This window comes from Streptomyces sp. NBC_00503 (assembly GCF_036346895.1).
Classification (GTDB): Bacteria; Actinomycetota; Actinomycetes; order Streptomycetales; family Streptomycetaceae; genus Streptomyces.
On record NZ_CP107855.1, the window covers coordinates 4,487,557 to 4,510,347 of the forward strand.

At 72.9% G+C, this 22,791-nt stretch carries 14 protein-coding genes; 4 read left to right on the forward strand and 10 right to left on the reverse strand.

The genetic code is table 11. From position 1 onward, the window contains the following. Positions 1–55: 55 nt before the first annotated feature. From OG490_RS20885 to OG490_RS20930, 10 genes are all read right to left on the reverse strand, one after another. Positions 56–1,246 carry a cytochrome P450 gene (locus OG490_RS20885; protein ID WP_330297822.1) on the reverse strand — a complete coding sequence of 397 codons (1,191 nt, stop codon included), beginning with the start codon at positions 1,244–1,246 and terminating at the stop codon, positions 56–58. Next, a complete protein-coding gene (locus tag OG490_RS20890) occupies positions 1,243–2,067 on the reverse strand; it encodes a thioesterase II family protein (protein WP_330297823.1) in 825 nt (274 codons plus the stop codon). Before OG490_RS20890 ends, OG490_RS20885 begins: the two co-directional genes overlap by 4 nt. Further along, complete coding sequence (locus OG490_RS20895; protein WP_330297824.1) at positions 2,064–3,842, reverse strand: non-ribosomal peptide synthetase; 1,779 nt, start codon at positions 3,840–3,842, stop codon at positions 2,064–2,066. The genes OG490_RS20890 and OG490_RS20895 overlap by 4 nt, the downstream gene beginning before the upstream one ends. Then, positions 3,839–8,383 (reverse strand): amino acid adenylation domain-containing protein, encoded by a 4,545-nt coding sequence (locus OG490_RS20900; protein WP_330297825.1) that lies wholly within the window; start codon positions 8,381–8,383, stop codon positions 3,839–3,841. The genes OG490_RS20895 and OG490_RS20900 overlap by 4 nt, the downstream gene beginning before the upstream one ends. Before the next feature lie 86 nt (positions 8,384–8,469). Beyond that, positions 8,470–13,179, reverse strand: coding sequence for an amino acid adenylation domain-containing protein (locus OG490_RS20905; protein WP_330297826.1), 4,710 nt, complete (start codon positions 13,177–13,179; stop codon positions 8,470–8,472). 141 nt (positions 13,180–13,320) lie between these two features. Further along, positions 13,321–14,604, reverse strand: a complete 1,284-nt coding sequence (locus tag OG490_RS20910) for a glutamate synthase-related protein (protein WP_330297827.1) — start codon at positions 14,602–14,604, stop codon at positions 13,321–13,323. After that, positions 14,601–15,593 (reverse strand): asparagine synthetase A, encoded by a 993-nt coding sequence (locus OG490_RS20915; protein WP_330297828.1) that lies wholly within the window; start codon positions 15,591–15,593, stop codon positions 14,601–14,603. Before OG490_RS20915 ends, OG490_RS20910 begins: the two co-directional genes overlap by 4 nt. A 29-nt stretch (positions 15,594–15,622) precedes the next feature. Continuing rightward, complete coding sequence (locus OG490_RS20920) at positions 15,623–16,930, reverse strand: methylaspartate mutase (protein ID WP_330300994.1); 1,308 nt, start codon at positions 16,928–16,930, stop codon at positions 15,623–15,625. Positions 16,931–16,974: 44 nt separating this feature from the next. Then, the gene (locus tag OG490_RS20925) at positions 16,975–17,367 is read right to left on the reverse strand and encodes a cobalamin B12-binding domain-containing protein (protein ID WP_443065847.1); all 393 of its coding nucleotides are present in this window, start codon (positions 17,365–17,367) and stop codon (positions 16,975–16,977) included. Between the two features lie 106 nt (positions 17,368–17,473). Then, positions 17,474–18,796: a helix-turn-helix domain-containing protein gene (locus OG490_RS20930; RefSeq protein WP_330297830.1), complete on the reverse strand. Its 1,323-nt coding sequence runs from the start codon at positions 18,794–18,796 to the stop codon at positions 17,474–17,476. A gap of 260 nt (positions 18,797–19,056) precedes the next feature. Between OG490_RS20930 and OG490_RS20935 the strand changes: the two genes are divergently transcribed. From OG490_RS20935 to OG490_RS20950, 4 genes are all read left to right on the forward strand, one after another. Further along, on the forward strand, positions 19,057–20,214 hold the full coding sequence (locus OG490_RS20935) for a serine hydrolase domain-containing protein (RefSeq protein ID WP_330300995.1): 1,158 nt from the start codon (positions 19,057–19,059) through the stop codon (positions 20,212–20,214). A gap of 84 nt (positions 20,215–20,298) precedes the next feature. Then, positions 20,299–20,847 carry a GNAT family N-acetyltransferase gene (locus OG490_RS20940; RefSeq protein WP_330297831.1) on the forward strand — a complete coding sequence of 183 codons (549 nt, stop codon included), beginning with the start codon at positions 20,299–20,301 and terminating at the stop codon, positions 20,845–20,847. A gap of 56 nt (positions 20,848–20,903) precedes the next feature. Continuing rightward, entirely contained in the window at positions 20,904–21,419 is a 516-nt protein-coding gene (locus OG490_RS20945) for a SigE family RNA polymerase sigma factor (protein ID WP_330297832.1), read from the forward strand. Positions 21,420–21,517: 98 nt separating this feature from the next. Further along, entirely contained in the window at positions 21,518–22,789 is a 1,272-nt protein-coding gene (locus tag OG490_RS20950; RefSeq protein WP_330297833.1) for a hypothetical protein, read from the forward strand. Positions 22,790–22,791: the final 2 nt, after the last annotated feature.

Here is a 22,791-nt window from a genome sequence, read left to right on the forward strand (position 1 = left end):
CTATAAACGCGGGGGTGCCGGGATCCGGCAGAAGAACAGGCAGAAGACCGGAGACTCAGCGGGGAAGCAGACGCACCGGGAAATGGTCGAGCCCGAAATTGATGATCGAGCGGTTGTACACCGGAGGGCCGGTCGGGACGATCTCCGCGGCCCGCTCCAGGGCCGCCGAGAACAGGGCGCTCAGCTCGGCCTTGGCCAGCGGTGCGCCGATGCAGTAGTGGGCGCCCAGGCCCAGCGCCAGGTGCCGGTTGGGAGAGCGGTTCAGGATGATCTCGTGCGGCCGGTCGAAGGCCGCCGGGTCGCGGTTGGCGGCCCAGGTCCACACGACGACCCGGTCGCCCTCGCGCACCTGGTGGCCGCCGAGCTCCACGTCCCGGCTGGCGGTGCGCAGCGTGTGCAGGCCGACCGAGGTCCAGCGCAGCAGTTCGTCCAGGGCCGGGCCCATCTCGGCCTCGCCGGACTGCAGTTGGCGCCACAGTTCGGGGTTCTGCACCAGCGTCAGCAGCCCCATGGCCGCCGTGTGGCGCACGGTCTGGACGCCGCCCACGACGATGTTGTCCAGGTTGAGGACGACGTCCTCGACGGGCAGCAGCCGGCCGCCCACCCGGTACGTGGCCATCTTGCTGATCAGGTCGTCGCCGGGCTTGGCCCGCCGCATCATCACCTGGTGCAGGAGGAACGGGATGAGCTGCTGGTGGCCCGCCCGGCGCTCCTCGGCGGTGCGTCCCAGGAACGCCTGGTCGCAGACCCGCACCACCATGTCCCGGTCCTTGGCGGGCACGTCGAGCAGATCGCACATCACCGCCAGCGGCAGCGCGGAGACGGCGTCCGAGAGGTCGACCTCGCCCAGTTCCATGGCCTTGTCGAAGATCTCCCCGGCCAGTTCGGTGATGCTCCGCGAGGCGTTGCGCGCCCCGCTGGGCGAGAAGAACGGCACGGCCGGGGTGCGCAGTTCGCGGTGGCGGGGCGGGTCGGACAGCGCCATCATGCGGCCCGCGCCGGCCGGGGTGACACCCACTCCGGCGCCCAGCAGGGAGCCGCCCTCGGAGCTGTACGTCGCGGTGTCCTTGAGTACCTCGGAGGCCAACTCGTAGGAGAGCACCGACCACACGGGGCCGTCGTCGGCGGTCTCCATGCGGTGTACGGCGCCTTCGGCGCGCAGCCCGTCGACGATGTCCGCGATATCGGGCCGGGCCCACAGGGACGGGTCCGTCAGATCGACCCTGGTGGTCGTGGTGATGGTCACTGGTGCTCCCGGACGGGCTGGTGAGAGGGGTTTTCTACGGGGCTTTCGGCCGCGGGGGCCGCGGACCGGCTCCCGATGACCGACGTCAGGAGCTCTACGGGGCCCCGCCGGTCCACGGCGGCCAGCAGATGCCCGCCGGGGACGACCGAGAGGCCGAAGCCGCCCGAGGTGTGCTCCGCCCAGCCGGCGATCCGCTGGGCGTCGAGCATCGGGTCGCCGTCGCCGGCGACCGCGTACAGATCGGAGTCGAGCAGGGGGGAGGGGCGGTGGCGGTAGGTCCGCTTCACGTCGAGGTCGCTCTGGACGGCCGCCAGGGCCATGTCCCGCAACTCCGGATCGGCGTCGACCAGTTCGCCCATGCCCGTCAGGTGCAGCAGGTCGGCCGCGCCGAGCCCCTGGGGCAGCTCTCCGGTCCAGGCCGACGGCGGCTGCGCGGAGGCCGCCACGACCAGGCCGGGCCGCAGCTCCTTCGGCAGGGCCCGCGCCACCTCGTAGGCGAGGAGGGCGCCGAAGCTCTGCCCGTAGAAGCCGAAGTCGCCGCCCAGGTGCGGGCGCAGCTCCTCGGCCACGGTGGCGACGAGCAGGTCGAAGCTGGCGGGCATCGGATCCCGCCTGCGCCCGCCGCGGGCCGGCATGCGCAGCGCCCAGACCTCGGCGAACGGCGCCAGGGAGTGCGCCAGCCGGGTGTAGGCGGGCGCGTCGCCGCCCGCGTGCGGGAAGCAGAACAGCCGGTACGGGCGGTGCGGCTGCGGGGCCGGGACGAACAGCCAGTCGCCCTCGGTACGCGGTCGCTGCCGCTTCTGCGGTTCCTGGGTGATCACCGGACACCGCCGCCGGCGCCGACCAGGGACGGGCGCTTGGCGACGCCCGTGCGGGCCGCCGCCCTGACCGACTCGGTGAACTCGGCGAGGTCGCGCGAGTCCAGCAGGTGGCGGAGCTGGAGCTCGGCGCCCAGCTTGCGGCGCAGGATGTGCACGACGCGCAGCGCGGCGAGCGAGTGGCCGCCCAGCGCGAGGAAGTCGTCCTCGGGGACCACGGAGTCCAGGCCCAGGACGGTGCGCCACACCTCGGCGACCTGCTCCTCCAGACCGGCCGACCCGTCGGACGCGGCCGGGGCCGGGGCGGCCTTCGGCAGCGGCAGGGCGGCGTGGTCGACCTTGCCGTTGGGGGTGAGCGGCAGGGCGTCCAGGATGGTGACGCCGGCCGGGACCATGTGGGCGGGCAGCACCGACCGCAGGTGGTCGAGGATGCCCGCGGCCGTCGGGGAGGCCGCGCCGGTGGTGACGTAGGCGATGAGCCGCTGGTCGCCGGGGGCCGCCTCGTGCACCGTGACGACGCCCTCGACGACCTCCGGGTGCCCGGTCAGGGCGCCCTCGATCTCGCCGGGCTCGATGCGGTAGCCGCGCAGCTTGATCTGCCGGTCCACGCGGCCCGCGTACTCCAGGACCCCGCCGGCGGTGCGCCGGGCCAGGTCGCCGGTCCGGTACATCCGCTGTCCGGCGGGGCCCGCCGGGTCGGCGACGAAGCGCTCGGCGGTCAGGCCGGGGCGGTTCACGTAGCCGTGGGCGACGCCCGGTCCCGAGACGTACACCTCGCCGGTGACGCCGTCGGCCACCGGACGCAGCCCGCCGTCGAGCACCTGCACGCGGACCCCGGGCAGCGCGGTGCCGATGTGCGGTCCGGCGCCCGTGATCCGGGCGGCCGTGGAGTCGACGGTGCACTCGGTGGGGCCGTAGAGGTTCAGGGCGTCGACGGAGCCGGAGGCGATCTCCTGCCAGGTGCGCGCCGGGACCGGCTCGCCGCCCATGAACAGCCGGGGTGCGCGGCCCGCGGCCCGTGCGCCGGCGAGCGGCTCGCGCAGCAGCTCCCAGTGCGACGGGGTCAGGTCCAGGTCGGTGACGCCGTTCTCTTCGAGCAGCGCCGCCAGCGCGACCGGGTCGGAGCGCTGCGCGTCGCCGAGCACCACGAGGGTGTCGCCGCGGCAGATGCGCGCCCACTGCTGGACGGAGGCGTCGAAGGAGACGCTCGCGTTCCAGCCGACCACGCCCGCCTCCGGGCGGTACATGCCGTTCTCCTCCAGGGCCGCGAGCAGCGAGGCGACGTTGCCGCGGCTGACTTCGACGCCCTTGGGGAGGCCGGTCGAGCCGGAGGTGTAGATGACGTAGGCGGGGTCCAGGGCGGTGAAGTCCGCTGCGTCGGCCCCGGCCTCGGCGCCGGTGGCGTCCGTGCGGATCGTCCCCACGCCCTGCGGCAGCGCCACGCCGGCGGAGTCCGCGCTGATCAGCAGCGAGATGCCGGAGTCCGCGGCCATGTAGGACAGCCGGTCCTGCGGGTAGGACGGGTCGAGCGGCACGTACGCCGCCCCGGCCCGCCACACCGCGAGCAGCGCCACGACGAGCTCCGCGGTGCGGGGCAGGTGCACCCCGACCCGGTCGCCGCGCCCGATGCCGTGCTCGCGCAGCGCCCCGGCCAGCTCGGCCGTGCGGCGCTCCAGCGCGGCGAAGGTCAGCTCGCCGTCGACGCCCCGTACGGCGGTCCGGTCGGGGGTGGTCCGGGCGGCCTGCAGGAAGCGGGTGGTTGCGTCGGTGTGCGTCATCGGGGGGACCCCTGCTCTTTCGTTTCGATGGAGCGCTGCGTTTCGGTGGGGTGCTGCGTGTCGGTGGAGTGCTGCGTGTCGGCGGGGCGCTGTGCGTCGGTGGCCGCGGCCATCTCGTCGAGGGCGGCCGCGTAGGCGTCGATGAACCGGTCGGCGAGCTCGTCGGGGACCACGGACCGCTGGTGGTCGACGGCCAGCAGCACGCGGTCGGAGACCGGGTCCTGGATCAGCGAGGCGCCGAAGGCGAAGCTGTTGGGCTCGTGGCGCAGGGTGGGCTCGCAGCCGATCCGGCCGTCCACGATCTGCGCGGAGCCCAGCTGCCCGAGGGCGTGGAAGCGCAGGTAGCCGAACTGGGTGTCCAGCCGGGTGTCGGACATCAGCCGGGCGAGCCGGGCGAACGGCACCCTGCGGTGCGGCATCATGTCCAGCTCTTCCTGGTGCACGGTGCGCACCAGGCCGAGCAGATCGTCCGCGGACGGCTCGCAGACCAGCGGAACGGTGTTGAGGAACAGCCCGTACGTCTCGGTGCCGCCGAGGCGCTCGAGGCGGCCGTTCATGGCGAGGCCGGTCGTGACCCGGGCGAGGCCGGTGATCTGCTGGAGGGCCCGCATGTGGGCGGCGAGCGCCACGGACTTGATGGGGACCCCGGCCGCGTCGGCGACCTTGCGCAGCTGCTCCGGTGCTTCGGCCAGTACCCGTTCGACGGTGCGCGGCAGGTCGTGGGCTTCGCCCGCGCCCGTCCACAGGGCGCCGCTGACCCCGTCGAGCTTCGCCCGCCAGTACGCCAGCGAGGCCTCGTCCTGGACGGCTTCGCGCTCGACCGCCACGAAGTCGCGGAAGGTGGTGCCCGGGGGCGGCGCGGGTGCGTCGGCCGGGTCGGCGGCGAGTGCGGCGTGCCGTTCCAGCAGTTCGGCGAGGAAGGAGGTGAAGCTCCAGCCGTCGAGGATGGCGTGGTGCTCGGAGATGGTGAGCTGGAAGACGTCGTCCTCCAGGCGCTGCACCGTGATCCGGAACAGCGGCGGCTCCATCAGGTCGAACGGGGAGCTGCGGTGCTCGTCGAAGACGGTGTGCACCGCCGCGTCCTGGGCGGTTTCGCCGGCGCCGCGCAGGTCCTCGAAGGCGACCGGCGGCGGCAGTTCGCCGTAGACGAGCTGGAGCGGTTCCGCGTAGCCGGAGATGTCGAGGCCGGTGCGCAGCACGGGGTGGCGGTCCATGACCTCGGCGACGGCACGGCGGAAGGCGCTCTCGTCGAGGTCGGAGGCGATCCGGTAGCTGTTGACGTTGTGGTAGCTGTCGGTGGCCCCGGCGATCTCCATGTGGAAGATCATGCTGAGCTGCATGGAGACCATCGGGTAGGCGTCGGCGAGGCCCTCGGGCAGCTCGGCCCGGACCGTCTCGTCCAGCAGCGCGAACGGCAGGTCGTCGCCGTCGCGGCCGGCGACCGGGCGGGCCAGCGGGACCAGGGCGGCGATGGTCGGGGCGTTGAAGACGTCCCTGAGCGAGACCTCCCAGCCGCGCTCGTGCAGCCCGCCCGCCATCTGGACGGCCCGGATCGAGTCGCCTCCGAGGTGGAAGAACTCGTCGTGGACGCCGATGTCGGACACGTCGAGCACCTGCGACCAGACCTCGGCGAAGGCCCGCTCGACCGGGGTGCGGGGGGCGACGTGCTCGCTGGCCGCCGCCAGGCGGGCGCCCGGGGCGGGCAGTGCGGCGCGGTCGACCTTGCCGTTGACGGTCAGCGGCAGTGCCTGGAGCACCGTCACGCTCGCCGGGATCATGTAGTCGGGCAGCGAGCGGGACAGGAACTCCCGTACGCCGTCGGGCGATCCGCCGGTCACGTAGGCCGCGAGGCGCTGGTCGTGCACGGTCACCACGCAGGCGTCCACGTCGGGGTGGGCGCTGAGCGCGTTCTCGATCTCGCCCAGTTCGATGCGGAAGCCGCGCAGCTTCACCTGGAAGTCGGCGCGCCCCACGTACTCCAGGCCGCCGTCGGGCAGCCGCCGGGCCACGTCGCCGGTCCGGTACATGCGGGCGCCCGGGGTCCCGGCGAAGGGGTCGGCCACGAAGCGTCCCGCCGTGAGGTCGGGGCGGCCCCAGTAGCCGTGGGCGAGGCTTCCGCCGCCGATGTACAGCTCGCCGGGCACGCCGACCGGGCAGGGCCGCAGCCAGTCGTCGAGCACCAGCGTGGACAGGTGCGGCATGGGGGCGCCGATGAGGCTGCGCTCGAACCCGTCGGCCGTGCCCACCACGTCGTGGGTGGTGACGTGGACGGTGGTCTCGGTGATGCCGTACAGGTTGCACAGCCGGGCCGGGGGCAGCGGGTCGAGGGCGAACCAGCGCTGGACCACGTCGGGGTCGAGCGCCTCACCGCCCAGCATGATCCACTTCAGTGCGGGCAGGGCACGCGGCCGCTGCCGCAGGGCGGGCTCCAGCTGCCGCAGTGCGGAGGGCGTCAGGCAGAGGAAGGAGACGCCCTCCTCCTCCAGCAGTTCGGCGAACTCGGCGGGCGAGCGGCTCGTGACGTACGGCACCACGACCAGTCGGCCGCCGTGGTGCAGGGCGCCCCACATCTCCCAGACCGTCCAGTCGAAGGCGTAGCTGTGGAACAGCGTCCACACGTCCTCGGGGCCGAAGGCGAAGTGCTCGTAGCCCGCCGCCATCAGCCGGCTCACGTGTTCGTGCGCGACCGCGACGCCCTTGGGGCGGCCGGTGGAGCCCGAGGTGAAGATCGCGTACGCCACGTCGCCGGGCCGCACGGCGATGCCGGGCCGGTGCTCCGGCATGCCGGCGGTCTCCTGCGCGCGCGCCGCGAGCTCGTACGTGGTCCAGGGCCCCTCGGGCACCCGGTCGGGCCGGTCGGTGACGACGAGCGCCACCCCGGTGTCGCCGAACACCATGGCCGCGCGGCCCGCCGGGGCGGTCAGGTCCACCGGCACGTAGGCCGCGCCGGTCTTCAGCACCGCGAGCACCGAGACGAGGATGTCCGCCGTACGGTCCATCAGTAGACCGACACGGTCGCCGGGCCGCACACCGGATGCGACGAGGGCGTGGGCGAGCCGGTTGGCCGCGCGGTCCAGCTCGGTGTAGGTCAGCGCCCGGGTGGCGTCGCTGACGGCCGTGCGGCCGCCGTGGGCGTCGGCCGCCTCCTCGAACAGCTCGTGCAGGCAGCGCCCGGCGGGTACGGAGACCGGGGCGTACGAGGCCTGCGCCGCGTCGGGGGCCGTGAGGTGCAGGACGGTGCGGTCGCAGTCGTCGAGGGCGGCCGTCAGCAGGTCCTGCCAGTCGCCCGCCATCCGGCGGACCGTCTCGGCATCGAACAGGTCGGTGCTGTACTCGACTTCGCCGCGCAGCTCGCCGTCGTCGAAGACGGACCAGGTCAGGTCGAACTTCGTGGTGCCGTTGGACCGGACCTGGCGGTGGGCGGCGGCCGGGCCGAAGCGGAGCGGCTCGTGGTCCTCGGCGTGGGCGCCGAACACGACCTGGACGAGCGGCGGGTGCTGGGCCGAGCGGTCGAGTGCCAGCTGGTCGACGATCTGGTCGAAGGGCACGTCCAGGTAGGCGAAGGCGTCGAAGGCGGTGTCCTGGACGCGCTGGAGCAGGTCGCGGAAGGTCGTCGTCGCGTCGAGCCGCACCCGCAGCGGCAGCAGGTTCACGAAGTAGCCGACCAGGTCCTCCAGTTCGGGGCGGTTCCTGGTCGTCACGGGCGTGCCGATGACCATGTCCTCGGCGCCCGTGTAGCGGTTGAGCAGCACCGCGAAGGCGGCCAGCTCCACCATGAACGGGGTCACGCCCTCCGCCTCGGCGAGCTCCCGCACCCGTCCTGCGAGGCCGGTGGGCAGGCCGAAGTGCTCGGTGTGGCCCCGGTGGCTCCGGGTGGAGGGGCGGGGGCGGTCGCCGGGGAGTTCCAGCAGCATCGGGGCGCCGTCGAGCTCGCGCTTCCAGTGCGTCAGGTGCTCCTCGAAGGAGGCGGCTTCCTCCTCGACGGCGTAGTCCGCGTACTGGGTGGTGAGTTCCGGCAGTACGGGCGTGCGGCCCTCGACCGACGCGGTGTAGATCTCGGCCAGCTCGCGCTCGAACACGCCGGCCGACCAGCCGTCCCACACGATGTGGTGGACGACGATGACCACGGTCGTCGCCTCGTCGCCGTGGCGCAGGGCGGACGCCCGGACGAGCGGCCCCCGCTCCAGGTCGAACGGCGCGGCCGCCTCGGCGGCGACGGCCGCCTCGGCCCGCTCGCGGCGTTCGGCCTCGGGCAGGTCGCGCAGGTCGGTGACGGCGAGGGAGGCGGCCGTCGGCGCGTGGACGAGCTGCTGCGGGCCCCCGGTGTGCAGGGCGAAGGTCGTCCGCAGGGCCTCGTGCCGTGCGAAGACGGCGCCGAGGGAGCGCTCCAGGAGCCCCAGGTCGAGCGGCCCCACCAGTTCGAAGATCCACGGGATGTTGTAGGTCGCTGCCCCGGGGTTCCAGCGGTCGAGGAACCACAGTCCCCGTTGCAGCCCCGAGACCGGGGCGACCCGGGTCACGTCACCATCAGATGCGGTCAATGTCCTTCTGCCTTCCTTGCTGCCTTCGGTGTCGCGCGCTGCCGCGCGGTGTCGCGTCGCGTCCGCCCCTGGCGCGGGGCCGCCCCTCACAGCGCCATCAGCCGCTCCGCGATCGCGCTCACCGTCTTCGCCCGGAACACCAGGTGCGGGGGGACCCGGTTGCCGGTCTCCCGCGACAGCCGCATCGCGACCCGTACGGCGGCCAGGGAGTTGCCGCCGATCCGGAAGAAGTGGTCGTCCCTGCCGACCTGGTCGATGCCGAGCACCTCGCGCATCGCCTCCGCCACCAGCCGCTCGGCCCCGGCCAGCGCCTCCTGGCCGCCGGCCGGACGCCGCTCGCGCGCCGGTGCGGGCAGGGCGCGGCGGTCGACCTTGCCGTTGGCGTTCAGCGGCAGCGCGTCGAGGACGTCGATCGTGGCCGGGACCATGTACTCCGGCAGCCGCTGGGACAGGCAGTCGAGGATGGCGTCCACGGCCACCGGCTCGGGTCCCGTCGTGATGTAGGCGGCGAGCCGCCGGTCGCCGGGGGTCGGCTCGTGGACGGCGACCACGCACTCGCGCACGTCCACGTGGCGGTTGAGGATGTCCTCGATCTCGCCCGGCTCGACGCGGAACCCGCGGATCTTGAACTGGTCGTCGATCCGCCCGGTGATCTCCAGCGTGCCGTCCTCGGTCCGGTGGCCGAGGTCCCCGGTGCGGTAGAGCCGCTCCCCGGGCCGGCCGTGCGGATGGGCGACGAACCGTCCGGCGGTGAGGCCCGGCTGGCCGACGTACCCGTACGCCAGGCCGCCGCCGGCCGCGTAGAGCTCCCCGGTCACCCCGGGCGCGACGGGCTGCAGGTCCGCGTCCAGGACCTGGACGTCCTTGCCGGCCAGGGGGAGGCCGATGGGGATCGACGGCGCGATGGTGTCGGCGGCGGTGACGGTGTGGCAGGTGGTGAAGCCCAGGCTCTCCACGGGGCCGTACCCGTTGCCCACCCGCAGGCCCGGGTAGGCCTCCAGCGCCTTGGCGACATGGGTGACGGAGGCCCGCTCACCCGCGGTGTAGGCGGCCTTGAGGCCCGCGAAGGTCGCGGGGAACTCCTCCAGCAGGAAGTTGAACAGGCTCGCCGAGAGCTGGAGCTGGGTGACCCCGTGCCGCACGGTCAGCTCGGAGATCGTCTCCGGGTCGGGCCGCTGCCCCGGCTGGAGCACGCAGACGCCGCCGAAGAGCAGGGCCCCGTAGAGCTCCAGCGCGAAGGCGTCCCAGGAGACCGGGGAGCACTGGAGCCACACCTCGTCGGGGCCGAAGCGCGCGTAGTCCTGGCCCAGGTACGTGGTGGTCAGCGCGCGGTGCGGCACGGCGACGCCCTTGGGGCGGCCGGTGGTTCCCGAGGTGAACATGACGCAGGCCAGGTCGTCGCCGCCGGCCGGGAGGCCGGGGTCCAGGTCCGAGCGGCGGGCGATCTCAGCGGCCGCCCCGTCCAGGTCCAGGAACTCGGGGCCGTGGAAGGGCGGGGTCCGGTCGCGGTGGGTGAGCACCAGTGCGGCGCCGCAGTCGGCCACCGCCCCGGCGAGCCGCTCGGCCGGGAAGTCCGGGTCGAGCAGGGTGTAGCCGGCGCCGGTCTTCAGCACTGCGAGCAGCCCGGTGACCAGGTCGAAGCCCCGTTCGACGAGGATCGCCACGACCGAGCCCCGGCCCACGCCGCGGGCCGCGAGGAAGTGCGCCAGCCGGTTGGCCCGCGCGTTCAGCTCCGCATAGGTCAGCGTCGATTCGCCGGACACCAGGGCGGTCGACTCCGGGGTCCGCGCGGCCTGCGCCTCGAACAGGCCGTGCGCGGGCGCCTCGACCGCGACGGCCAGCGTCGACATCCAGCTGTCGCAGAGCTCCGCCATCGTCTCCCGCTCGAACAGGTCGCAGTCGTACTCGAAGCGCCCGGTGAAGTCCGTGCCACGGTCGTCGACGGAGATCGACAGGTCGAAGCGCGACACGTCGTTGCTGTGGATCGCACGGGTGACGGTGGTGCCCTCGATGGTCAGCGGGCGGGTGTCCAGCGGGTGCAGCTCCAGCAGGACCTGGCACAGCGGTTCGCGGTCTTCGAGGCGGTCGGCCAGGACCAGGCTCGTGATCTCGTCGTACGGGGCGTCCTGGTGCCGGTAGCCGCCGATCGAGACCTCGCGGACATGGCGCACGAGCTCACGGAAGGAGGCGCCCGACTCGACCTTCAGCCGCAGCGGCAGCAGATTGATGAAGTAGCCGATCATGCCCGACAGTTCGGCGCGGCCCCGGACGCTCACGGGCGCCCCGAGGACCATCTCCTCCTCGCCCGAGCGGCGGTGCAGGGTCAGCGCGAGACCGGCCAGCAGCACCATGAACGGTGTGGCGTCCTCGCTGCGCGCGAACTCGCGCACCGCACGCGCCACCGGGGTCGCCATGGCGAAGGAGTGCTGGGAGCCGCGGAACTCCGGGAACTCCGGGCGCGGGTGGTCGGTGGGCAGCGCCGGCGCCTTCGGGACCTCGCGCAGGTGCTCGGCCCAGTACTCCAGCTGGGAGGCCGCCGCGCTGCGCTCGGTGCAGTCGGCGCCGTCGGGGCCGTCCGCCGGGTACTGCCGGGCGCTGTAGTCCGTGTACTGCGCGGGGAGTTCGGGCAGCGTGTGGGGCCTTCCCTCGCCCAGGGCCTCGTAGATCTCCTGGAGTTCGTTCTCCAGGACCGGCAGCGAGCCCTCGTCCCAGGTGATGTGGTGCATGACCAGCACCAGGGCGAGGCGGCCGTCCGGGGTGCGGATCGCGCGGGCCCGCATCAGCGGGCCGGTCTCCAGGTCGAACGGCTCCAGTGCCGTGGCCTCGACCAGCGCGCCGACCTGCTCCTCGGGGGCGTCCGTGACCTCGAAGGGCACCGGCATCCGGTCGTGGACGATCTGCCGCGGCCCGGCGTCGGAGAGGAGGAAGGTGGTGCGCAGGGTCTCGTGCCGGGAGGTGATGACCTCCAGGGCCGCGTGCAGCCGCTCCGGATCGGCCGGGCCCTCGAAGCGGAACACCCACGGGACGTTGTAGGTGGCGGAGCCGGGGTTCCACTGCTCCAGGGTCCACAGACCGCGCTGGAACTTCGACAGCGGGGCCTCGCGCAGGCCGGCCCGCGTCAGCGGCGCCCGCTCACCGCCCTGCGCGTCGGTCACGGCCGCGGCGAACTCCGAGAGCGTCGGCGCGTCGAAGATCGTGTACGGGGAGACCATGCCGAAGACGTCGAAGACGCGCCCGACCACCCGTACCGCGGTGAGCGAATCCCCGCCGAGGTGGAAGAAGTTGTCGTTGGCGCCGACCTCGGGCACCCCCAGGATGTCGGACCACACCGCGGCGATCAGCTGCTCGGCGGGGGTCCGCGGCGGCAGGTATCCGCGCCGCGGGGCCGTCTGGGCTCCGGGCACCGGGAGCGCGGAGCGGTCGACCTTGCCGCCCGCGGTCAGCGGGAACTCCTCCAGCACGGTGAGGCCCGCCGGGACCATGTGCTCCGGGAGGCGCTCCGCGAGGAAGGCCCTGACCTCGTCGTACTGCGGGCGGCCTGCGTCGGTCCCCGTGGCGTACGCCGCCAGGCGCCCTTCGTGGGCGACGACCACGCACGCGGCCACGTCCGGGTGGGCGGCCAGCGTCTCCTCGATCTCGCCGAGCTCGACGCGGAACCCGCGGATCTTCACCTGGTGGTCGACGCGCCCGACGAACTCCAGCGCGCCGCCCTGCGCCGTCCGGCGGACCGTGTCCCCGGTGCGGTACATCCGCGCCCCGGGCACGGAGGCGAACGGGTCGGCCACGAACCGCTCGGCGGTCGCCGCCGTCCGGCCCCAGTAGCCGCGGGCTACGGTCGGCCCGCCGATGTACAGCTCGCCCGCGGTGCCCGCCGGGCACGGCCGCAGCCGCTCGTCCAGGACGTGCAGGGTGCGCGGGCCGACGGCCAGGCCGATCGGCACCACATCGGAGCCGGTCCCCGCCGAGAGGTCCTGGACGGTCGAGGTGATCACCGTCTCGGTGGGGCCGTAGGCGTTGAACAGCGGTACGCCGGTGAGCTCGCGCCAGGCGTCGACGGCGGCGGGGTAGAGCCGGTCGCTGCCGGAGATCATCAGGCGCAGCGTGCCGGGTACGGTGCCGTGGTCGCGCAGCGCGGTGACGAATTCCTGGAAGTAACCGGCGGACAGGTTGGCGACCGTCACGCCCTGCGCGTCCAGCAGGCCCAGCAGCTCCGCGGGCGCCAGCAGCGGCTTCTCGGGTACGACCAGGCAGGCACCCGCGGCCAGCGCGGTGAGGACCTGCTCGACGGCCACGTCCACGGTCGGCCGGGCGAGGTGCAGGACGACGTCGTCCGGGGTCACGCCGAACAGCGCCACGGCCGCCTCGATGTGGACCGACAGGGCGTCGAGGGTCACCAGGACGCCCTTGGGGCGCCCGGTCGTGCCCGAGGTGTAGATGAGGTAGCCGGCGCGGGGTTCGGCCGCCGTGTGCGGGGCGCGCTCGGTGAGCACGCCGTCCGTCAGCAGGACCGTCGCACCGGCGTCCTCGACGATGAACTCATTGCGGTCCGCGGGTGCTTCGGTGTCCAGCGGAAGGTAGACGCCACCGGCCTTGAAGACGGCCAGCATCCCGATGACGTAGTCGACCCGGTCGCGGCCGGACACGGCGACGACCTGGCCGGGGGCGATCCGTCCGGCGAGCGCGCCGCTCTGCTCGTCGAGCTCTTGGTAGGTGAGGGTCCGGCCGGCCCGGCGCACCGCGGGCCGTGCCGGATGGCAGGCCGCCATCGATTCGAAAGGGATACCGCTTGAGGACATGATTCAACCCCGCTGGATTAACGACACCGATGCAATGTGCCGACGATAGGACGCACTCGGATGTGCGAGACGGCAGAGGAACAGGCAGAAGAACGGCAGTATCGACCGCCGGATTGCGACTGCCGATGTGCGGCTGCCGACTTACGGCGACCAGATATCGTCCGGGGAAAGCTCACCCGGTGAATATTTTCCGAGCGCCGAAACGAGCAGGCGCATTTCCATCGAAAGGCATTCGGCGAAACGGATCAGGCCGTCCTGCCCGTCCTCGGCCACCGCGAGCAGCGCCGCCCGGCCCAGGCCCACCGCGGTCGCGCCGAGGGCCAGGCTCTTGACCGCCCTGCTGCCCTCCCACATCCGCCCCGAGACGAGCAGGCACGGGGGCGGGTCGCCGATGCGTCGCAGGCACTCGGCGAGCGGAAGCCCCACGTGCCGGGGGAATGCCGAGGGTGCCCAGCCCGTGCCGCCCTCCGCGCCGTCCACCGTCACGGCGTCCGCGCCGGCCTCGGCCGCCACGCGTACCGCTTCGGCCACGTCCCGGCCGGGGAAGAGCTTCACCCAGACCTTCGCCTTGGGGAAGTTGTTGCGCATCAGCCGGATCTGCTGCCGCAGGATCTCCGCCGTGAAGGTGCCGGGGCTGCTGGAACGCAGCACCCGCTCCCCGTCGAAGACCGGGTCGATCCCGTACTGCCCCTCGACGCGGGCGCCCGCCTCGGCGCCGAGCACCGTCATGCCGCCCAGGCCCGGCTTGGCTCCCTGGCCCACCTTGAGCTCGAAGGCGAGGCGCCCCGAGTCGAGCAGCGGGCGGGCCGCGGGATCGCTGTAGACGAGGTTCCACACCTCGGCGTCGGCGTCCTCGGTGCTCTGCTGCACCGCCACACCGCCGTACGGCCCCTCCGGGAGGTGCTGCGCGTACGCGGTCAGGCGTCCGAGCAGCGACCGGCCGGCGTCGGCGTCCCGGTCGCAATCGGCGTCCGTCCGCCCGTATCCGTTCAGCGGTACGACGTTCTCGCCGATCACCATGGGAATCCCGAGCGCCCCGGCCTGCCTGCTCAGCGCGAGGCCGAGGTCGCCGCCGGCGGCCCGGGTCGAACCCAGCGCGGACACGTACACCGGCAGCGGAGAGCGGAAGCCGCCGATGACGGTGTCCAGCACGACGTCCTGGTACACCGGCTCCCGGCCGAGGTCGATCAGCTTCGCGAGCCTGCGCGGCATGAACACCGGGGGCACCAGCCGCATCCCGTCCAGCCGGTCCCGCTGCGGGCCGCCGCCCGTGCTGGCGCCGCCGTGCTGTTCGTCCGCTTCGGACTCCGCCCCGAACAGCACCCGTCCGTACTCCCCGGCCGGCGGGAACGCGGCGGCCGCGCCCGTCCTGGCCCGCAGCCGGACCGCATCGCCGGGGAACCCCGGCGCCGTCAGGTCGCTCACGGCGAGACCACCCCGGGAAGCTTGGGGAAGGCGTTCGCCTGCCACACCGCGTCCAGCCCGGCAACGTACCGGGTCAGGCGCTCGACGCCGATGCCGAAGCCGGCGCTGGCCGGAATGCCCTCCCGCACCAGGTCCAGGTACCAGCGGTACTTCTGCGGGTTCTCGCCCGTCTCCCGCATCCGGGTGACGATCTCCGCGTAGTCGTTCGTGCGCTCGCTGCCGCTGCACAGCTCGCCGAAGCCCTCCGGGGCGATGAGGTCGAAGTTGCGCAGCACTCCGGGCTCGGTCCGCGACTCGCGGTCGTAGAAGCCCCTGGACCCCTTCGGGTAGTCGGTGATGAAGAACGGCCGCGCCGACTTCGACGACAGCAGCGCCTCGCCCGCCCAGTCGATCTCGGCGTCCGGGCTCTGCTCGTGGCCCACCGCGTGCAGGTCGGCCACCGCCTCGGCGTGGGTGATCCGGCCGAACATCCCCTGGACCAGCTCGGTGAAGGCGTCCACGTCCCGGCCGAGCTCCGCGAACTCCCCGGGCAGCCGCTCGACGGCGGAGCGGACCATGTGCACGACGAGGTCCTCGACGAGCTGGGTGATCTGCTCCCGCGAGGCGCCCGCCACCTCCACGTCGAGCTGGTGGAACTCGGCCAGGTGGCGGCTGGTGTTGGCGGTCTCCAACGGCTCCAGCCGGACGTTCGGCGCGATGCAGAAGATCTTGTCGAAGGCCAGGAGCGAAGCCTGCTTGTAGAGGATCGCGCTGGTCATGAGCTTGTACCGGTGGCCGTAGAAGTCGATGTCGACCTGCTTCGAACCACGGCCCCCGGGGTCGGTGACCGGGCCGATGACCGGCGGCAGCATCTCGGTGAACCCGGCCGAGGTCAGGTACTCCCGCGCGGCGGCGAGCAGCTGGTTCTGGATGCGCAGGGTGCTGCGCGTGGCCGGGGACGACAGGTGCGCGCGGGGGTCTCCCGGCTGCGTGGGCCCATCCTCAAGCATGGCGTCTCTTCCCAATCTTTCGTCGTGGATCATCGTGGAACTGCGGTTGCCGCACCGACCGGCGACTCGAAAGCCCGCTGGTCGAAAGTCCTCTGTACGTAATTCAGGGCGCCCAGCAGCTCCGCGGAGCGGAGCATCGGTGCCCGGCCCTTCTCGACCAGCCCGGCGATCGGCATCGACCCGGCGCCGGCCCAGTGCAGCCGCCCCCGGTCGTCCAGCCGGCTGCGGGAGCGCCCCGCGTTGTCCGGGTGCAGGCAGTACGGGACGTCCAAGTAGCCCTTGGCGAAGGCTCGTACGAGAGCCCGCCCGACATCGGTGTCGAGTTCGAGCACCGCCTCGACCAGCAGGCGGGCCTCCTCGTAGACCCCGGAGTCGGGGACCCGGGCGTACGCCGCCCCGCGCCGCTCCTCGGCGGCGACGGCGGCCGCGGTCTCCAGCGCCCGCACGTTCTCCCCGACGGTCGGGATGCGGTGCGCCTCGGCCGTGGTCTTCACGATCAGCCGGGCCGCCCCCGTCCGCACCGACAGCCGGGCGGCCTCGTCGAGCAGCAGCTGGGCGCCGCCGGGGGACTGCGGGTACACGCCCATGTAGGCGTAGACGACCACGTGCCAGTCGATGTCGGGCAGGAGTTCGCCGGCGATCCGCGTGAGCGCCGCCACCGCGTCCTCGTCCTGGCGGAGATTGGCCTGCTGCGCGTAGCTGAGCGAGATGCTGCGCAGCCCGTGCTGCCGGAAGAACAGCCCTTCCAGGACGCTGATCGCGACCAGCAGGCTCGGCGGGCAGAGCTGGCCCATCATGCAGCCGCCGAAGGTCTCCAGATGCGGCTCCCTGCCGGTGTCCCGGGCCGCGGCCAGCAGTTCGCAGCACCGCTCCCAGCTGGCCACCGCCTCGTGCAGCGGAGCCCGGCTGTAGGGCAGGCAGTACGAGACCGGGCCGCCCTCGGTGGCGTCCAGCCCGGCCGCGAGCAGCGCCGAGAAGATTGCTTCGGGGCGGGCCGAGCCGTGCCTGACCTGGACCGGGAATCCGGCGTCGGCGATCCCGCTCAGGACCGTCCGGGTCACCTCGGGCCCGTGGCTGACGATCGGGTAGCCGTTGAGGCCGACGCCCTCGGCGACGGCCCGCCGGGCCGCCGCGATCTCGCCCGTCCTCGTGTAGCTGTCGAGGGTGATCGTGCCGACCGTGGCGGCCGCCGCCCGCCGGGTGGCGAGCAGGCCCGCCCGCATCGCGCCGGGATCGCTCATGCCCATCCGCGGCTGCACGACCAGGTCGCCCGCCGCGGCGGCCCGTGCGACGAAGCCGCCGAACCCGGTCGCGGATCCGGTCCGTCCCCCGGACAGGGATCCGGTCGCGGATCCGGTCGCGGATCCGGTCGCGCCCGCCGTCACAGCAGGACCCGCGCGGACAGCGACTGCAGGAACTCCAGGAACGCCTCCACCGAGCCGCCCTCCTCGAAGACCCCGTCGAACCCCGCGGCGAGCAGCGCCCTGGCCGGGGCCCCGTCGCCCGCTCCGGCGATGCCCAGCTTCCCGCCGATCACCACGGGTGTGGCGAGGAGGCCGGGGCAGGACCGCAGGGCGCCGATCAGCCGCATGCCGTCGTTGAAGCCGTGCCCGTTGACGCTGCTGACGACGACCAGGTCGGGATCGAGGCGCCGGCATTCGGCGACGAGGAGGTCGTCGGGAACGCAGGCTCCCAAATTGGTCACCCGGTGGCCGAGCTCCTCCAGCAGCAATTGCAAGAACACCAGATTCCAGGTGTGGGAATCCGAGACCATGGATGTCACCACGATATCCAGTCCCGGGTATTCAAATCTTTCGTGCTCCACGAAAACCCTCGTCATTAGGTCATCAGGCCGTCAGGTCGTCAGGTCGGGAAATCGGTCAGCCGGCCAGCGCCGCGGTCGCGAGCGCCGGGAACCGGGCGGCCGGCCCCGCGCGCCACCGGTCGCGTTCCTCCCGGCAGACCAGGCGGAAGAGGTTGAGCACGTCGAAGCGGACACCGCCCTGGCCGGCCCCCGCCGCCACCCGGATCAGGCCCCGGGAGAACAGCTCGTGCACGGCCTCCAGGCACTCCCGCGGCGACCAGCCGCTCGCCGACACCGCCTCCTCCACCGACCAGCACCCCTCCTCGTCGGACATCCGCACCAGCAGGGCGCGTTGGCGCGGAGTCAGCATCAGCAGTGCGCCGCTCAGGGACTCGCGGACGTCGCCGCGCTCGCAGGAGGTCACCGGCGGCGCGGACAGGGCGAACGGGCTGGCCGACAACCGTGCCATCAGCTGCGCCGGAGACTGCACGGAGGTCCAGCCCGCCGCGAACTCCAACGCGCGGGGCAGCCCGTCGAGATGCCTGCACAGCGCGGCGATCACCGGAGCCTCGTCGGGCCCCAGCGTGAAGCCGGGCCGGAGCTTGCGCATGTGGGACACCAGCAGCCGCACCGACCCGATCGCGCCCAGCGCCCGTACGTCGGCCTCCAGGCCCGGCTCCGGCATCTCCAGCGGAGCCAGCGGAATCACCTGCTCGCCGTCGAGCCCCTGCGGGGAGCGGGAGGTGACCAGTACGCGCAGCCCCGAGCAGCGGTGGAACAGCTCGTCCAGCATCGCCGGGTGGACGCCGCCGTCGGCCCCGTCCAGCACCAGCAGGGTCGGCCGGTCGTGGATCAGCTCCGCCAGCCCGTCGAAGCGGCCCGAGGAGGCCGGGGCGCGCACCACGTCGGCGAAGGCGGAGCCCGCGCCGACCAGCTCCCGGTCACCGCAGGGCATCCACCGCACCGACCAGCGGGCGGTGTCGTGGACCCGCCACGCCACTTCCAGGGCCAGCCGGGTCTTGCCCACCCCGCCGAGGCCGACGACCGACACGAGCCGGTCGCCGTGCACGGTGAGGGCGTCGAAGAGCGCCTCGGTCTCCGTCTCGCGCGCCACGATCGCATTGCGCGCGGCCGGCGGTGCGACGGGCTCCTGGGCGAACTCCTGCTGCCGGGCGGCCGCCTCGAACTCGGACCGGATCCGGCCCTCGATCCGCAGCGCGTCGGCGAGCAGCCGGACCGTCTCGTGCCGGGGGCGGCGCACCCGCCCCGTCTCCATGTCCCGGACCGCCCGCACGCTCAAGGTCGCGTAGTCGGCCAGGCTCTGCTGCGTCAGCCCGGCCCGCTCGCGCCGGACCTTGAGCAGCTCCCCAAAACTCGATACCGGTTGACCGCCGTCCATGCCGTTCCCCTATCCGTCCGCAGACAACCCCACCGGGGTCGTGCGGCCATCGGCCGGTTCCCCTGCAGCCAGATGCTCCCCGGACCGGATCTACGACGGATCGACGTCCGATATCCACCCGGTTCGCCGCCCCGGACCCCGCCCCCCAGCCACGGCCCCCGCCCCCGGTCGCCCCGCCGCGGGGCCGGGGCTACGTTGAATGGGTGAGCACGACACGGTTGCGCAGGGCGGCGGTGGGAGTGGCCGCAGTGGGGCTCCTGATGGTGCCCGTGGGGGCCGGTGTCGGGTACGCGTGGGACGCGCCCGCACCCCCGGTGGCCGCGGTGTCGGCCGCCTCCGACGAGTTTCCGCAGCTCACCCCCGAGGTGGCGCGCAAGCTCGACGCGGTCGTCCGCAAGGTTCTGGCGGAGACCAAGGTGCCCGGGGTGCAGGTGTCGCTGTCGGCGCCGGGCAAGGGCGAGTACGTACGGGCCTTCGGGGTCGCCGACAAGGCGACCGGGCAGCCGATGACCGACAGCATGCTCATGAGGATCGGCAGCGAGACCAAGACCTTCACCGTGACGGCCCTGCTGAAGCTGGTCGACGAGGGGAAGATCGGGCTGGACGACCCCATCGGGAAGTACATCGACGGGGTGCCCAACGGGGACCGGATCACACTGCGCCAGCTGGCCGAGATGCGCAGCGGGCTGTTCAACTACTCCGCCGACGACGGCTTCTACAAGGCCCTGACCAGCGATCCGCGCAGGCCGTTCACCCCGCAGGAACTGCTCGCCTACTCCTTCAAGCACCCGGTGCTGTTCGAACCCGGCGCGAAGTTCTACTACTGCAACACCAACCTGATCCTGCTCGGCCTCGTGGTGGAGAAGATCAGCGGGCAGTCGCTGGCCGACAACATCACCAAGGAAGTCATCGAACCCGCCGGGCTCAAGCACACCCTCTTCCCGACCGGCGCCGAGTTCCCGAGCCCGCACGCCCAGGGCTACACGGACCAGACGGCCACCGGAAAGGTCGAGGACTCGGCCGACTGGGACCCCTCCTGGGGCTGGGCCGCCGGGGCGATGATCTCCGACCTCGCCGACCTGCGGACGTGGGCCAGGGTGCTCGCCACGGGTGAGCTGCTGACCCCGGCCACCCAGGCGCAGCGGCTGAAGGTCATTCAGGCGCTCCCCGACGCCGGCTACGGCCTCGGCATCTTCAAGATCGCCGGCTGGGTCGGGCACAACGGCTCCCTGCCCGGCTACGGCTCACTGACCGTGTACCTGCCGGAGTCCAAGGCCACCATGGTCGTGCTGCTCAACACGGACATCTCCTACGAGGGCTCCGAGCCGAGCACGGTGTTCGGCGAGGCGATCACCCGGGCCATCACTCCGCACCACGTGTTCACGCTGCCGGCCCAGCCCGTGACCGGGAAGAACTGAGCATCCGAAGGGTCGCCGCTCCCCGGGCCGCCCTCCTGCGCGCACAATGGCTTCGGCGCGTGGGAGTGGACTAGGGAGAGCACTATGAACGGTCGGTCGACGCAGCGCGGAGCGGACGTGGCGCAGGGCGCCCCGGACGGCTCCGGGGTGGTCCTGCGGCAGGCGGACGAGGCGGATCTGGACATCGCGGCCGAACTGTTCCGCGGCTACCTCGACTTCTACGAGGTGGAGGTCGAGGACCCCCAGCGCCCGCGCGCCTTCCTGGCCGAACGGCTGGCGGGCGGCGACTCCTTCGTGCTGCTCGCCGAGGTCCCCGGCGCCGGAACGGTCGGCTTCACCCAGGTCTACCCGATGCACTCCTCGCTCTCCATGCGGACGGCGTGGCTGCTGGGCGACCTGTACGTGGCCCCGTCCGGCCGCCGTACGGGCGCGGGCCGCGCGCTGCTGCGCGAGGTGCTGCGCCGGGCGCGGGAGGCCGGGGTGGCGGGCGTGCAGCTGGAGACGGCGTACGACAACCACATCGCCCAGGGGCTCTACGAGGCGGAGGGGTTCGTCCGCGAGGAGTTCCACGCCTACTACCACGACCTCTCCGAGGCCTCGGCGAAGCTGTCGAAGTCTTCTCAGGAGGGTTGAAACGTTTTCCGGTCCCCGTTGCGTCAATGAGGTGAGACGGGCGTGAGGGGGAGCGGATGCGGCAGGGGCGCAGAGATGGGTTCCGTGAGTTCGCGGAAGGCAGATCGGCGCATTTGTACCGGTCCGCCTGCCTCCTGGCCAGCGGCGACACCCATCTCGCGGAGGATCTCGTACAGGAGACCCTGGGGCGGATGTACCTCCTCTGGGGACGGATCAACCGGATCGACAACCCCGCCGCCTACGCCCAAACCGTGCTGGTGCGTGCCTTCCTGACGCACCAGCGCCGCCGCTCCTCGGGGGAGCGCCCGGTGGGGGATTTCCCCGAACCGGGCGTCGCGGCGGCGGGCGGCGGGGATCCGGCGCTGCGGCTGACCCTGCTGCAGGCGCTGGGCGGGCTGGCACCCAAGGACCGGGTGGTCCTGGTGCTGCGGTACTGGGAGGACCGCAGCGTCGAGGAGACCGCCGACGCGATGAACGTCAGCTCGGCGGCCGTGCGTACCCGCAGTTCGCGGGCGCTCGGCCGGCTCAGGGAGCAACTGGGCGGCTCGCTCGCGGAGTTCGCCGAGCTCTGAGTCGTCCCGGGCCGCCGCGCCCCGGCTCGGCCCGCCCCTCCAATGCTCTTCTCCAGCCCTCACCTCATGACACCCCTGGACGGAAGGTCTGATTCCGCATGCCGTTTGAAGATGAGCTCGGCGAAGCCCTCCGGCGAACGGGGGACGGTTTCACCACCGACGGCCTCGACCTCGTCGCAGCCGGCGAACGCCGCGGACGGCGCCTGGTGGCCCGCCGCCGGGCCGCCGTCGTCGGCGGCTCCGCCCTCGCCCTGGCCGTGATCGGCACGGCCGGCGCCTACACGGGCGGCCTCTTCGGTGCAGGCGGCTCCGGCGGCCCCGTGAACGTCGCCGAGGCCCCGACGCCGTCCCCGCCGGCCTCGCCGTCGTCCGGCGAGGACCCGGACCAGGGCTCGAAGCCCCGTACCGGCAGCGGAGCCGTCTCCGCCGAGCAGCTGATCGGCGTGTTCAAGCAGCTGCTGCCGGGAGGAACGGTCACCGGGGCGCAGGCGCGGGGCACCGGCGAGGGCCCGGGCCCGATGGTGAGCGGGATCTTCGACGACGGCAAGGGCGGGGCCGCCATCGGCGTCGGACTCTCGCGCGTGGACCCGCAGGGCCAGTCCTCCGCCGAGATGGTCACCTGCCCGTCCAAGATCCAGCTCTCCTTCGACAGCTGCACCGTCGAGAAGCTCGCGGACGGGTCGAGGCTCCTGCTCTTCCAGGGCTACGAGTACCCCGACCGCCGGGTCGACACGAAGAACTGGCGCGCCACGCTGCTCACCCCGCAGGGATACCTGGTCGACGTCCAGGAGCACAACGCGCCGGCCGAGAAGGGCGCGGCCACCAACCGCAGTACGCCGCCGCTGACCCCCGCGCAGCTCAAGGCCTTCACCACCTCCCCGCTGTGGCTGCCCGCCCTGAAGGACCTGCCGGCCGCGCGGACCGAGACGCCGCCGGTCGCCAAGGGGCCCGCGCCCGAGGACGTGCTGGACGCCATGCTGCGCGACTCCAAGACGAAGGTCCTGAGCAAGGAACCGGGCGGCAGCGACCTGAGCTACGCCGTGATCGACGACGGCAAGGGCCAGGCCCTGGTCAGCCTCCAGATCCAGCCCGACAGCCAGAAGCATCCGGGCATGTGGGCGGAGCTGTTCACGAGCGCGGAGACACTGCCCGACGGCACGAAGATCCTGTCCCGCAAGCGGAACGGCGAGACCGCGGGGGCCGTCGTGTGGCAAGCGGAGGTGCTGCGGACCAACGGGACCCGGGTGATCGTGTCGGCATTCAACACCAAGGTGGTGAGCGGAGCGCCGACCCGCAAGGAACCACCGCTGAGCATCGAGCAGTTGAGGGACATGGCGACGGGCGTCAAGTGGTCCGGGTTCGGGTACTAGGG